Genomic DNA, 14,181 nt, shown 5'->3' with positions numbered 1-14,181 from the left:
CACAATAGATAGGTGAAGAAACACTTCGTATTTTGGAGGAAGATTTGACCTCGGTCGCTCTTGGTATGCCTGCCGCCCCGCCGCCCGTCCTTGCGCCGCGCCGTAAAACCCGCCAGTTCAAGGTTGGCTCCGTCGGGGTTGGGTCTGAATCCCCAATCTCGGTGCAGTCCATGACCACCACCAAAACCCACGACATCGGCGCGACCCTCCAACAAATTGCTGAGCTGACCGCTACAGGGTGCGACATCGTGCGCGTGGCCTGCCCCACCGACAAGGACGCTGAGGCCCTGCCGATCATTGCCAAGCAATCCCAGATACCCGTCATTGCTGATATCCACTTCCAGCCCAAGTACGTCTTCGCCGCCATCGAAGCTGGCTGCGGCGCTGTGCGAGTCAACCCCGGCAACATCCGAAAATTTGATGACCAGGTCAAAGAAATCGCTGCCGCCGCTAAAGACCACGGCACCTCCATTCGCATCGGCGTGAACGCCGGTTCACTCGATAAGCGCCTACTCGAAAAGTACGGCAAGGCCACCCCCGAAGCCCTGGTTGAATCAGCTGTCTGGGAGGCCTCCCTCTTTGAAGAGCACGGCTTCCAGGACTTCAAAATTTCGGTCAAGCACAACGACCCCGTCATCATGGTTGAAGCCTACCGCCAGCTGGCTGCTGCCGGTGACTGGCCCCTACACCTGGGCGTCACCGAAGCAGGCCCGGCCTTCCAGGGCACCATTAAGTCAGCCACTGCCTTCGGTGCCCTGCTCTCAGAGGGTATCGGTGACACCATCCGCGTCTCCCTCTCAGCCCCTCCAGTCGAGGAGGTCAAGGTCGGTTCCCAGATTCTTGAATCCCTCAACCTGCGCCCCCGCAAGCTCGATATTGTCTCCTGCCCCTCCTGCGGCCGGGCCCAGGTCAACGTATGGGAACTAGCCGAAAACGTCACCAAGGGTCTAGAGGGCATGAAGGTGCCCCTGCGCGTGGCCGTCATGGGCTGCGTTGTGAACGGCCCCGGCGAAGCCCGCGAGGCCGACCTGGGTGTTGCCTCAGGCAACGGCAAGGGCCAAATCTTCGTCAAGGGGGAGGTTATCAAGACCGTACCCGAGGAAGAGATAGTGCAGACCCTGATTGAAGAGGCTAACCGCATCGCCCGCGAGATGGAAGAACGCGGCGAAATCGACCTCTCAGGCGAGCCCACCGTCTCGGTCTCCTAGCCTTCATCATCGAAGAAGCCCACCGTGACCGTCCTTGCCCGTCTCTCACGCGGGGCCGATGACGCTCTCATCCGCCCCCTCACCCTCGATAATCGGGCCGAGCTTGAAACCATGATTGCCTCGGACCCGGTGGGCTTCCTCTTCGCAGCCGAGCACCTAGCTCACTTTGGCCTCCCTGCCCCGAGCGCGCTCACGTCATTGAAAACCCCGCACGGCTTTGTGGGGGTTTTCGTGCCGAGTAAGATGCTGGGCGAGATGGGCCCCAAGGACGTCACTCCCGGCAGGGGCGCGCCACCTCCCCTCTCCGCGGGGGAGGGGCTGCCGGGCCGCGCCCGCACTACCGCCACGGGCCTGCTGACGAAGGCTACAACCCGACTGGGAGCCAGGGCCCGCCGTACTGAACCTGTTGACCGGGCGGCTACTCCCATGCCGGGGCTGACTGAAACTCTCACTCCGATGCGCGCCCAGTCTGAGCGATGCTATGCGCTGGTGGGGGCTTTCTGGCTGGGTGCAAATTGCGTCCCGCTCACCGTTCCCGCAACCTATCATCGGCAGGTTGCTACCTATATTTGGCGGCACAACCGGCGCATCGGATCTATTTTTGGTCACCGAGCCCCGGTACTAGGTATCTGGGAGCATCTAGCCCGGCGTATGCCTGCTCCATTCGACGTGCGCGACACCCAGTTACTGCTTGAGCTACCTTCAAAAGCCAACCTTGCAGAGCTGGCTGCTCGTAGCCTGGCCCGCCCCGAGGTGGCTGTTCCGCCGATTCTTGAGCCGGTGCGCTGGGCTCGTAGCGATGACCGGCCCAGCCTGCTCAGAGCGTCCGTAGCCATGTTTACCGAAGAAGTTGGCTATGATCCCATGACCCGCGACCCGGCAGGCTATTCTCGCCGCATCGATGAGCTCACCCGCACCGGCCGCACCCTGGTTGCTGTCAATAGCGAGAACGTGGTGATTTTTAAAACTGATGTGGGGCTGGCACACGGCTCTATCTGCCAGCTGCAGGGGGTGTGGCTGCACCCGGCCTACCGTGGGCAGGGGCTGGCCCCGGTGCTCCTTGCCCAGGCCTGTCAGCTGATCCGCCCGCGTTTCCCCCATCTTTCACTGTATGTTAATGACTTTAACGCGCCAGCTCGTGCTCTCTACCAGGCGACCGGGTGGCAACAACGAGCAACCTATGCCACCGTTCTATTCTAGGTGGCTTAATCACAAGCCCCTTCTTGTGCGGCACCCCGGGTTCGCGCGATGGAGCCAGGTGGCTCGCCTACGTCCGCAGACAGAACCAGTTGAGCGTGCGTGAAACCGAATCTGCGGGCTTCAATGGGCGGTAGTCTGCGCACTTCATCTAGGCCAGAAGTTTCGCTACGGTTCTGTGTCTGCTGATTACTTTTGAATAAACCTCTTAACCTTCAAAATGGGGTATATTCCCCAGTGAAACCGCACCTGTCCCCTAAAGGGGCTATTTTTCTACCTGCAATAAGCCTGGTAGATTGGGCGGTGCACACTTATTACTTCTGCATCGCAGGTCTGTACCCGCCCACCTTCAGGCGCAGAAGCCACCTAATCACTACAACATTTAGGGAATGCATTGAAGAGTCTTCGTACATCTCTTGGCGTTACTGCGCTCGTAGGTCTTTCACTGACCATGGCACCTAACGCCTTCGCTGTAGACACACCCACCGTAGACACCACAACCGCCATTGGCACCTACTGGTCGAATAACCAGGACGCCCTGGGTCAACCTACCGGTAACCAGCAGACTTTCGCTAACGGGGCCACCCAGCAGGTTTTCGAAAACGGTGTTGTTACCCAAGGCAAGTACGGTGGAGTGCAAGCTATCACCGGTAAGGCCGGTCAAGCGTTTGTAAGCGCTGGCGGTGCTGAAAAGTTTGGAAACGCTGAATCAGCTCCCTGGAAACACGGCTACTGTGGCCTTTCAGTCACCACCTACGACTCTAAAACTCGCTGGCTGGTGGTTCTCGATGAGCAGACCCAGCCGGGCTCCTACCTGGATTTGAAGTCGGCAGAGGCTAAGGCTTGGCAGGCTGAGCGTTCTAAAACTCGCTCCTGCTTTACCAATAACGCCGCAGTGGAAACACCCATTGAACCCGTTAATGAGGTCAACTACGGCAATGCGGCCCAGAAGATCGCTGATGCTCGCGCAACGGCCCTAGCTAACGGCGTCCAGGTCGCAGAAACCGGTGGTGAGCTAATCAAAGCAACCGACGACCTGGTCACCCAGGACTTCGGCGATAACATCTCAGCGGTTTACTCCATGGCCCAGGACCGCGCGCTCATGATTAACACGGACGCGCTGAAGGCCTACCTGGCTGACCCCGCAACCTACGGTCAGTACCTCTACCAGAATGAGTACACCACGAACTGGAAGACCGGCGCCCTTGAGCTCCGGGCCCTCTTCTACAACAGCACTGCCGAGAACTGCTCAACCCCGGTCACTGGGGATGACCACGGCTACGCGCTCTTCTCGCTGGGCGGCACCGTTATCTCCCACTACTTTATTCAGTACAACGACTACGGAACCTGCATCAACTGGGATAACCAGACCGTAGCATCCCCCATCGCCTGGGGCCCCGGCCTGATGGATCGCACTGCTGTAGGCACCGAAATTGATGCTACCTACGACTGGTCAGCAGCTAAATTTATCCCGCTGCAGCAGGTTCTTGAACTGCGCGTTGACGCCGCTAAGGTGGTCTACATCAAGGCAGACGCCGCCGGTAACCCCCTGGCCGGTGCCAAGCCTGTTGAGTCGTCCGCTATGACGGAGGCTCTGAAACTAGCAGATCGCGGGCGCTTCTCTGCCTACAATGATTGGGCAAACGGCGGCAACTGGAACATCTGGAATGAGATGACCATGTTGGGTGCGCCCGTTGCGGCTGCTACCGAGGCAACCGCTGACGACGGCACCGTCACCGTCAGCCAGGAATTTGAGGGCGGTACCCTGGTCTGGACCAAGGGTTCAGAGTCTATGAGCCCCCAGCTCAATGACCTGGGCAAGGCCAAGCTGGACTGGTACAACTCCCTGGGTCTCTAAGTTCACCTCCCAGAGATAGTTCACCGTAAGGACGCCGCCGCGCTACTTCCCTCTCAAAGAATGGGGGAGCGCGGCGGCGTCCTTATTGATGCCGTGCTGTACAAGAGCTACTTTCTCCACCGGGTACCAGATTCCTACCGAACTCTTTTATGCCGCAGCATACCCAATAAACCCATCTGGAACATGAGCTGTTCATAGATGTAGGCGGCTGGCGCGCCTCTGTTGCCCGGGGCGCTAAACTGGTAGGTGTGCCCGTTCCCGAGAGATAGCGAGAAACCACGTGGTCCAGCGCCTGTCACACCTGTTCCTGCGCACCCTGCGCGAAGACCCCGTCGACGCCGAAGTCGCCAGCCACAAGCTACTGGTGCGCGCGGGCTACATCCGCCGCGCCGCCCCCGGCATCTACACCTGGTTGCCTCTGGGGCTGAAGGTGCTGGGCAAGGTTGAGAACATTGTGCGTGAAGAAATGAACGCCATCGGTGCGCAAGAAGTGCACTTTCCTGCTCTGCTGCCTCGTGAACCCTACGAGGCCACCAACCGCTGGAATGAGTACGGCGACAACCTCTTTCGTCTGCAGGACCGTAAGGGGGCAGACATGCTATTGGCCCCCACTCACGAGGAAATGTTTACCCTGCTCGTCAAAGACCTCTACACCTCTTACAAGGATCTGCCGGTTTACCTCTACCAGATTCAAACTAAGTATCGTGACGAGGCCCGCCCCCGCGCAGGCCTGTTGCGTGGCCGAGAGTTCATGATGAAGGACTCCTATTCGTTCACCGTGGACGACGAAGGGCTGGAAGAGGCCTACCAGGCCCACCGTGCAGCCTACATCAAGATTTTTGAGCGCCTGGGCTTAGAGATTGTGATTGTTCAGGCACAGTCAGGCGCTATGGGAGGCTCACGCTCCGAAGAATTTTTGCACCCCACCCCCATTGGTGAAGATACTTTCGTGCGTTCTGAGGGCGGGTACGCCGCCAACGTTGAGGCGGTGACCACTGTGGTACCCGAACCCGTGGACGCTACCAACACACCGGCTGCTACTGTTTTGCAAACGCCTGACTCGCCGACTATCGAGTCCCTGGTGGACCAGTCTAACGCCCTGCACCCGCGCCAGGGTGAGCCCTGGAGTGCAGCTGACACCCTCAAGAACGTGATACTGGCCGTCATTCTCCCTGACGGCACCCGCCAACCGGTCGCTATTGGCGTTCCCGGCGACCGCGGAGTCGATCTGGGGCGGGTTGAGGTCAACGTGGGTGCCCTGCTGGGTGCTGGCGGCGAGGTTGAGGTTGAAGCTGCCTCTGAGGAGGATTTCAGGGCGTTCCCTCAGCTGGTCAAGGGTTACATTGGCCCCGGCCTGACCCTGGGTGAGAAGCTGTTGGGCACCGAGTCAGCTACCGGTATTCCCTACTTTGTTGACCCCCGCATCGTTCCTGGCTCTGCTTGGATTACCGGCGCTAACGAGGATCAAAAACACGTCTATAACCTGGTGATGGGCCGCGATTTTGAAGCCGACGGTGTGATTGAGGCCTGCGAGGTAAGCGAAGGTGACCCCGCGCCGGATGGCTCCGGCCCCCTGATCGCCGCCCGGGGTATTGAGATGGGCCACATCTTTGCGTTGGGGCGCAAGTATGCTGAGGCTCTGGGCTTGAAGGTGCTGGACCAGAACGGCAAGCTGCAGACCGTCACCATGGGCTCCTATGGCGTTGGTGTCACCCGTGCCCTGGCTGCTGTTGCCGAGGGTAACCACGACGAGCGCGGCCTGATCTGGCCCCGCAATCTGGCTCCGGCCGATGTGCACGTGGTGATGACGGGCAAGGGCGATGAGGTCGCCGCCGGTGCGGAGAAGTTGGTCGCCGAGCTTGAGGCCTCTGGCCTGGACGTCATGTTCGATGACCGCCCCAAGGTTTCCCCGGGTGTGAAGTTTGGCGACGCTGAGCTACTGGGCGTGCCCACCATTGTGGTGGTTGGCCGTGGTTTTGCCAACGGTTTGATTGAGATTAAGGACCGCCGTACCGGTGAGGCTCGCGAGGTTGCCCTTGAGGACGCCGTGGCTGAGCTACTGTCTGAAGTCCAGTCCTAACACCCACCGGTAGGTACCATCTGAGTCAGAAAAGACCACGAACTAGCTGGTCTTTTCTGACTCAGATGGTACCTTGTGGTTTAACCGCTCCCGTCAGAAAGTGCCCGATGTGCTTGAAACCCTTGGTCTTGATGCTCACGGCCTAAAGCCGACCACGCTACTTCTGCTGCTCCTGGCGGCTCTGGCCGCAGGCTGGGTGGATGCCGTTGTTGGCGGAGGCGGCATGATTCAGCTCCCCGCCTTACTGATGGTACCAGGGCTTTCGCCTGTGCAGGCCTTAGCCGTCAATAAGCTGGGCTCGGTCTTCGGCACACTGGCCAGTGCGGCCACCTACCTGCGGCGCACCCCGGTCGATGTGCGCACGACCCTCCCGGCAGCCGCTCTAGCCTTTGTGACTAGCATGGTGGGAGCCATCGTAGCCACCGTGCTACCAGCTGAACTCTTCAAACCCATTATCGTCATCGCTCTGCTAGGCGTACTCATATACACAATCTTCAAACCAGCGCTGGGGGAGCTCACCCAGCTCAAACATGGCGGCCTCAAACACCTGATGGTTGGTCTGGCCTTAGGCGGCGCTATCGGCTTCTATGACGGGGTGCTGGGCCCCGGAACCGGCTCCTTCTTAATGCTGGGCATGGTTTCGCTCATGGGTTATAGCTTTTTGCAGGCTACCGCCCAAACCAAAATTGTTAACGCGGCCACCAATTTGGGTGCCCTAGTGCTTTTTGCGGTGGCCGGTGAGCAGGTCTGGGTTCTGGGTCTGATGTTGGGTGTTGCCAACATGGCTGGCGGCTACCTGGGTGCGCGCACAGCACTGGCCAGAGGCTCGGGATTTATCCGCTGGATGATGGTTCTGATTGTCTCGGCCCTCATCCTTAAACTGAGCCTTGACATCTGGCTAGGTAACTAGCCCACGCTCAGAGCCAGGGCCAGGGCTGCCACCTCAAGGTCGGTGGCGTCGGCGCTCACACCGTCTTCTGAGAGAGCAGCTAAAGCATTGGCGCGGACGCCCTGGCTCAGCTGGGTCAGCTGCTCGCTGGCTTCTGCTGGTTCCACGAGCTCGTAGGACGCGGACGCTGCCTGCAACTGACCGGCACAAGCCAGGGTGGGGGTCGTGAGGGTTTGTAATTCCCTAGCCTCTTGGGCCACCTGTTGTGCTTGCTCGGTGACTGCCTCGTAGCCCTGCTGCGCGCGGGCTAGGTAGACGGTGGAGGCATAGTGCATGGCGTGGATGTTCTCCTGCAGGGCAGTCAGCGCTTCAACCGGTTGGGTAGTCGGTGTCTGCGCGGTGCAGGATGTGCCAGCTAACCGGTCGAGCTCCTCGATGAGGGTTGCCGGGTAGGCGTCCTCCGTTATTCCGCTTTTCTGTGCGGTACTCCAGATATCGCTCAGAGCGGTGAATGCTCGGGCCCGGTCACCGGGGTTCTGCGTATCAAGACCTAGCTGAACCAGGGCGTCCGCACTAAGATCCAGCTGCTGGGGTAGGGGGTGTACCGAATCCAGGGCGGGGGTACGGGCAGCCGGGGCAAGGTTCTCAAGGGCCTGCTCAGCTGCCTGCGCCAGCTCCGTTTCGCCCTCAGCTTCGGCTGCCTGCTGTACCGAGAGAAGCTGGGTTGCGATAGCGGTTTGGTCGGTCAGCTTGGCACGGGTTTGCTCAGCCTGGCGTGCGCCCCTGGAGCCCAGCATCAGAAGGATCACCAGCACAAGAGTCAGCGTTGAAGCAACCACAAACAGGATTAGACGAGCAGAACGAGACACGGTATCAACCTTTCACACACACCAAGAGGCTGTTACCTCAGGTACTATTTTGCCAAAAACACCGTAGCCTCGCCTGCCAATATCGAAGGCAGCTTCTGGTTCAGTGCTCCGGTGGTAGGCTAAAGGGCTAGAGAACCGCGCCCAACGACAGTAGAGGGAGAACCAGACATGGCAGCACCGAAGTCTGCGAAAAAGGATACCCCTAACGCACGTGAACGCCGCGCCGCAGCGCGAGCCCAACAGGGTATCACCCAAAAAGCTCCTACCGGTAGTTTCGTGAGCGTTGAGCGCGTGCGTGAGGCCGTGACCGCGGTGATTGAGGGCGAATTCAAGCTGGTTCTCGAGGAGCTACATGCCAAAGGGAGCGGCGCTAACCGCACCCTAGAAATTGTGGTGGACTACCCTGAGGACCGCACCGACTCACTTTCTCTTGACACTATCGCTGAACTTTCCCAGGCACTCTCAGCAGCTCTTGACTCAGCTGATGACGGTGAGGTGCCCTATTTGCTCGAGGTCTCCTCCCGTGGCGTAACCAGCCCTCTGACCGAGCCCCGCCATTGGAAGCGCTCCCTCGACCGCCTCGTCGAAATTACCGAAACCAGCGGAGAGAAATACTTGGCCCGTCTCGACTTCGTGACTGAGGAGGGCCCCACCGTCCGCCGTAAAAAAGAGACCAAGAAGGGTCAGCCCGAAAGCTATCGGGAGCCCATCACCCTACCCTGGGGCACGATTTCTGCTGCTAGGGTAGAAATTGAATTCAACCGCTAGGCTAGAATAGAGACACTGAAAGACCACAACTCAATACGTTTGAGGCAACGCGCCGCAGGGCGCGCGAACAGACACCGAAAGCGGTGCCGGAGCGTGATGCCCCGGCACCGTATTACACGGAAGGGCCCACCATGGACATTGATTTGAGCAACCTTCGCCTGCTCGAAAAAGAGCGCGACATCTCAATCGACACTCTAATCCCAATGATTGAGAGCGCCATCCTGCTGGCCTACCAGAAGCAGCCCGGTGCTATTCGCGGCTCCCGTGCAGAGCTCGATCGCACCAGCGGCACGGTGACTATCTGGGCTCCCGAGCTTGACGAGAACGACGAGCAAATCGGTGAGTTTGACGATACGCCTAACAACTTTGGTCGTATCGCTGCTTCCACCGCCCGCCAGGTCATTCAGCAGCGTTTGCGTGACGCCCAGGATTCAGCCGTACTGGGTGAATACAAGGATCGTGAGGGGCAACTCGTCTCAGGCGTTATTCAACAGGGCCCCAACCCTCGCATGATTCACGTCGATTTGGGCACTCTTGAAGCTGTGCTACCCACTAACGAGCAGGTACCCGGCGAGCGTTACGGTCACAACACCCGTATTCGTGCCTATGTGCTCGAAGCCAAGCGCGGCCCTAAGGGCCCCTCCATTGTGCTGTCGCGCTCGCACCCCAACCTGGTGCGCCGCCTTTTTGAACATGAGGTGCCAGAGATTGCCGACGGTTCCGTAGAAATCATGGCGGTTGCACGTGAAGCTGGTCACCGCACCAAAATCGCGGTGCGTGCCACGAAGCCCGGAATCAACCCCAAGGGCTCCTGCATCGGCGAGATGGGCACCCGCGTTCGGGCGGTGATGGGTGAACTTAACAACGAGAAAATCGACATTGTTGACCACTCCGAAGAGCCCGAGATTTTTATCTCCTCAGCGCTCTCCCCGGCCAAGGTCAAGGAGGTCACCGTCATTGACCGTAAGACCTTCTCTGCCCGCGCCATCGTACCCGATGACCAGCTTTCGTTAGCTATCGGCAAGGAGGGGCAGAACGCCCGTCTGGCCGCCAAGCTCACCGGCTGGCGTATCGACATTGTCTCAGAGTCCAAGTATGAAGCAGCGCTGGCAGCAGTCGAAGCCGCCAGCGTAGATGAGCCAGCTGAATAAGAGAGCTGACTAACATATTTGCCGTTAGCCCCCGCAAGGGGGCTAAACTGGTCTCTAGAGGTTAAAATCAGGTACCGTGTGTGCACCCGCTTGCGCGCACCCGCCCGGCCAATCACAGAGGGGCTGACCGGAGTAGAAGGAAGACGAGAAGGGAGCGCCTACGCTGCACACCCCCGTCCGTACCTGCATAGGGTGCCGAACCACTGCACCCGCGCCTAACCTCATACGAGTTGCCCTTATCCAGGCCGAACCACCTCGGGCGGTCTTCGATGAGGCAAGGAACCTCCCGGGTCGTGGAGCCTGGCTCCACCGCACACCTGAATGCCTGGCTCAAGCGCTCAGTAAAAACGCGCTTGCCAGGGCCTTTAGAACCCGGGTCAATGCCGCCGAGCTGGTGATCACAGCATAGGGCTGTGACTCCGGTTCGTATGCTCGCCCATGAGCCGGCGAACCAACATGTCAACGAGTTTGACGACTTACTATGTACGAAAGCGAGTCAGAAAACTGATGGAAACCCGATGAGTGCCGCGCAATGAGTACTTTCCTGTGCTCACCCACCGGCAAAAACCCAGCTATAGATCAGCTGATCCCTCATACAAACTGAAGGTTCGCCCCTGTTCGGTGCGAACCAGAACAGGAGAAAAGTGGCTAAGCCCCGCGTTCACGAGATCGCTAAAGAACTCGGAATCCCCTCTAAAGAAGCTGTCGCTAAGCTTCAGGAACTCGGTGAGTTCGTTAAGGGTGCATCGTCTACCCTCGAACCGCCCGTGGTGAAGAAGCTCCGCGCAGCCTTCCCCAATGCCGCAGCTAACGCTGAGGCAGTGTCAGACAAACCTGCCCAGAAAAAGACTGCCTCCAAGGCACCTGCTGCGCCCTCAACCGATTCAGCTCCCAAGCCAGGAGCGTCTACCCAGGCGGCCCCTGCTACTGGTACTAAGCCCGCAGCAACGCCCCAGGCGAAGCCCGAACCCGCTGCCCCCAAGGCTGATAAGCCCGAGGCAGCTAAGCCCGCTGGCCCCCGCCCCGGCAATAACCCCTTCTCGACGACTCAGGGCATGGCAGCGCCCAAGCCCGTAGCGCCCAAGCCCGCTGCCCCCAAACCTGCTGGCGCCAAGCCCGGGCCCCGCCCCGGCAATAACCCCTTCGCCCCCTCTCAGGGGATGGGCAAACGCGCTGACCGCACCGAGCGCGGTGGTGAAGGCCGCTCCGGTGGCCCCCGCCCCGCAGGTGGCCGTAACGCTCGCAGTGAAGGCCGCTCCGGTGGCCCCCGCCCCGGTGGTGCAGGTGGCCCGCGTCCTGCTGGCGGCCGCAATAACGCTCCCCGCCCAGCTGGTGCAGGTGCCCCCCGCCCTGCCGATGGTGGCGCGCCTCGCCCCGCAGGTGGCAACCGCCCCTCACCCAACATGATGCCCACCAAGATGAGCGGCAATGTTGGGGCGTCCTCCGGTAATTCCGGTGGCGGCCCTCGCCGCGGATCAGGTGGCCCCGGCGGCGGCTTCAACCGTGGCCCGGGCCGCGGTGGCGCCGGCGGCGGCCGCGGTAATGCCCAGGGTGCATTCGGTCGCGGTGGCGGCAAAAAGAAGAAGGGCAAGACCAAGTCAGCTCTGCGCCGTGAAGAGCAGCTACGTCAGCCTACTATCGGTGGCGTAGCCGTACCTCACGGTGACGGTACTACCGAGGTCCGTATGCGCCGCGGTGCTTCACTCATGGACTTCGCTGAGAAGATTGGCGCAAATGCTGCGGCCCTGGTGACCGTACTAATCCACCTGGGCGAGATGGCAACCCAGACCCAGTCCCTCGACGAAGAGACCTTCGAGCTGTTGGGTGCCGAGCTTGGCTACGTGGTCAAGATTGTCTCGCCCGAGGACGAGGAGCGCGAACTACTCGAGTCTTTCGATATCAACCTGGCCGCTGAGGCTGAGGCCGAGGACGACGAGGTACTTGAGATTCGCCCGCCCGTTGTGACCGTTATGGGTCACGTTGATCATGGTAAGACCCGCCTGCTTGATGCTATCCGTAACACCAACGTCATCGAGGGTGAAGCAGGGGGCATTACCCAGCACATCGGCGCCTACCAGATTCACACCGAGGTTGAGGGTGAAGAGCGCTACCTGACCTTTATTGACACCCCCGGTCACGAGGCTTTTACCGCTATGCGTGCCCGTGGTGCCAAGGTCACCGACATCGCCATTCTGGTGGTTGCCGCCGATGATGGTGTGATGCCGCAGACCGTTGAAGCGCTCAACCACGCCCAGGCCGCCAACGTGCCGATTGTGGTGGCCGTCAACAAGATTGATAAGGAAGGCGCCAACCCCGATAAGATCCGCGGCCAGCTGACCGAGTACGGCCTGGTGCCCGAAGAATACGGTGGCGACACCATGTTCGTTGACGTTTCAGCCCGCCAGGGTATAAACATCGAGGAGCTGCTGGCGGCTGTCACCCTGACCGCAGACGGTGCTCTGGAACTCAAGGCTAACCCCAACAAAGAGGCTCGCGGTGTAGCTATCGAAGCCAACCTCGATAAGGGGCGCGGTGCCGTGGCAACCGTCCTAGTACAGTCCGGTACTCTGCACGTGGGTGACGCTATCGTGGCAGGTTCTGCCTACGGTCGTGTGCGCGCCATGTTTGATGAGAACGGCAACGCTGTTCAAGAGGCTGGCCCCTCACGCCCTGTGCAGGTGCTGGGCCTGAACACTGTTCCCCGTGCGGGTGACACCTTCCTCTCTACCGAGGAAGAGCGCACCGCCCGCCAGATCGCTGAGAAGCGTGAAGCCGCTGACCGCAACGCCCAGCTGGCTAAGCGCCGCAAGCGCGTGACCCTCGAATCCTTCGATGCCGCTGTGGCTGAGGGCAAGATGGACACCCTCAACCTGATTATTAAGGGCGACGTCTCCGGTGCTGTTGAAGCTCTGGAAGAGTCACTTATGAAGATTGAGGCTGGCGGCGACGAGGTTCAGATTCGCGTTATCCACCGCGGTGTGGGCGCAATTACTCAGAACGACGTTAACCTGGCGACCGTGGACAACGCGATTATCATCGGCTTCAACGTTCGCCCCGCCGAGCGTGTCACTGAGTATGCCGACCGTGAGGGCGTAGAAATGAAGTTCTACTCTGTGATTTACCGTGCGATTGAAGAGGTCGAGGCTGCCGTCAAGGGTATGCTCAAACCCGAGTACGAAGAAGTCGAACTGGGCTCTGCCGAGATTCGTGAAGTCTTCCGCTCCTCCAAGTGGGGTAACATTGCAGGTTCCATCGTCAAGTCTGGCATTATCAAGCGCAACTCCAAGGCTCGCCTGGTGCGCGACGGTGCAGTTGTGGCTGACAGCCTCACGATTGAGTCGCTGCGCCGCTTCAAGGACGACGCCACCGAGGTCCGTGAAGGCTACGAGTGCGGTATCGGTCTGGGCTCCTTCAACGACATCAAAGAAGGCGATGTCATTGAGACCTGGGAGATGCAGGAGAAGCCCCGCGTCTAGGTTTATACCTGGCTGATACTAAGGACGCCGGCGGGCGGGGCGCCCCACCCGCCGGCATCCCTTAAAGGCCAGACCCGACCAGTCGGTTCTGGGGGCACCCGGCCCCGCCGACATACCGGGTAAGTAACCTAGCTGTCCCTAGGCTATTTCGGGTGGGCTGGTTTTTGCTGGCTCACCCGAATCTTTTTAATAGATAGACTGGTTTCAGACCAACACACAAGATTTATACTAAGGAGAACACCATGGCAGATCCGGCACGTGCCGCCCGCCTGGCCGACCGTATCAAGGTTATTGTCGCTCAGGCCCTCGAACGCCGTATCAAGGATCCCCGCCTAGGCTTTATCACCGTCACCGACGCCCGCGTCACTAACGACCTGCAACACGCAACCATCTACTACACAGTTTTTGGCTCTGAGGAGGAGCAAGCCTCCACCCGGGTAGCTCTAGAGTCAGCCAAGGGAATTTTACGTTCTGAGGTGGGGAAAAACATCACCGCCCGCCTGACCCCCACCCTTGCCTTTGTTCCCGATGAGGTGCCCGTCAACGCAGCTCACCTTGAAGATTTGCTACGCAAGACCAAGGAGCGTGACGCCGAGCTGGCTGCTGCCCGCGAAGGTGCCGAGTATGCTGGCGGTGAGGATGCCTACAAGAGTACTGAGCCTGAAGAAGGCGAAGCCTAGACCCC

The 14,181-nt window shown here is 59.9% G+C and carries 11 protein-coding genes; 10 read left to right on the top strand and 1 reads right to left on the bottom strand.

The window, feature by feature from the left end; genetic code table 11:
* Positions 1 to 44 precede the first annotated feature (44 nt).
* From ispG to L6966_RS05895, 5 genes are all read left to right on the top strand, one after another.
* The gene (gene ispG / locus L6966_RS05915) at positions 45 to 1,208 is read left to right on the top strand and encodes a flavodoxin-dependent (E)-4-hydroxy-3-methylbut-2-enyl-diphosphate synthase (protein ID WP_083093500.1); all 1,164 of its coding nucleotides are present in this window, start codon (positions 45 to 47) and stop codon (positions 1,206 to 1,208) included.
* A gap of 24 nt (positions 1,209 to 1,232) precedes the next feature.
* A complete protein-coding gene (locus L6966_RS05910; protein WP_237233064.1) occupies positions 1,233 to 2,408 on the top strand; it encodes a GNAT family N-acetyltransferase in 1,176 nt (391 codons plus the stop codon).
* Between the two features lie 391 nt (positions 2,409 to 2,799).
* Entirely contained in the window at positions 2,800 to 4,263 is a 1,464-nt protein-coding gene (locus L6966_RS05905; RefSeq protein ID WP_237233063.1) for a hypothetical protein, read from the top strand.
* A 280-nt stretch (positions 4,264 to 4,543) separates the two neighbouring features.
* The gene (locus L6966_RS05900; RefSeq protein WP_237224551.1) at positions 4,544 to 6,343 is read left to right on the top strand and encodes a proline--tRNA ligase; all 1,800 of its coding nucleotides are present in this window, start codon (positions 4,544 to 4,546) and stop codon (positions 6,341 to 6,343) included.
* A 109-nt stretch (positions 6,344 to 6,452) separates the two neighbouring features.
* A complete protein-coding gene (locus L6966_RS05895) occupies positions 6,453 to 7,253 on the top strand; it encodes a TSUP family transporter (protein WP_083093507.1) in 801 nt (266 codons plus the stop codon).
* On the opposite strand, the gene L6966_RS05890 is transcribed toward L6966_RS05895, so the two are convergent.
* On the bottom strand, positions 7,250 to 8,101 hold the full coding sequence (locus tag L6966_RS05890) for a hypothetical protein (protein WP_083093508.1): 852 nt from the start codon (positions 8,099 to 8,101) through the stop codon (positions 7,250 to 7,252). The genes L6966_RS05895 and L6966_RS05890 overlap by 4 nt on opposite strands.
* Before the next feature lie 168 nt (positions 8,102 to 8,269).
* Here L6966_RS05890 and L6966_RS05885 point away from each other — a divergent pair, with 168 nt between their 5' ends.
* The 5 genes from L6966_RS05885 (at position 8,270) to rbfA (ending at position 14,176) form a co-directional block, all read left to right on the top strand.
* A complete protein-coding gene (locus tag L6966_RS05885; protein WP_083093510.1) occupies positions 8,270 to 8,869 on the top strand; it encodes a ribosome maturation factor RimP in 600 nt (199 codons plus the stop codon).
* A gap of 131 nt (positions 8,870 to 9,000) precedes the next feature.
* Positions 9,001 to 10,020, top strand: a complete 1,020-nt coding sequence (gene nusA / locus L6966_RS05880; protein WP_083093512.1) for a transcription termination factor NusA — start codon at positions 9,001 to 9,003, stop codon at positions 10,018 to 10,020.
* A 163-nt stretch (positions 10,021 to 10,183) separates the two neighbouring features.
* Complete coding sequence (locus L6966_RS05875; protein ID WP_083093635.1) at positions 10,184 to 10,429, top strand: DUF448 domain-containing protein; 246 nt, start codon at positions 10,184 to 10,186, stop codon at positions 10,427 to 10,429.
* A 235-nt stretch (positions 10,430 to 10,664) separates the two neighbouring features.
* Positions 10,665 to 13,496, top strand: a complete 2,832-nt coding sequence (gene infB / locus L6966_RS05870; RefSeq protein ID WP_237233062.1) for a translation initiation factor IF-2 — start codon at positions 10,665 to 10,667, stop codon at positions 13,494 to 13,496.
* Between the two features lie 242 nt (positions 13,497 to 13,738).
* Positions 13,739 to 14,176, top strand: coding sequence for a 30S ribosome-binding factor RbfA (gene rbfA / locus L6966_RS05865; RefSeq protein ID WP_237224556.1), 438 nt, complete (start codon positions 13,739 to 13,741; stop codon positions 14,174 to 14,176).
* The last annotated feature ends 5 nt before the right edge of the window (positions 14,177 to 14,181 follow it).

This window comes from Rothia nasisuis (genome assembly GCF_928381405.1).
GTDB lineage: Bacteria > Actinomycetota > Actinomycetes > Actinomycetales > Micrococcaceae > Rothia > Rothia nasisuis.
Note: the sequence above shows the minus strand (reverse complement) of the source record. Positions and strands in the feature narration are given on the sequence as shown.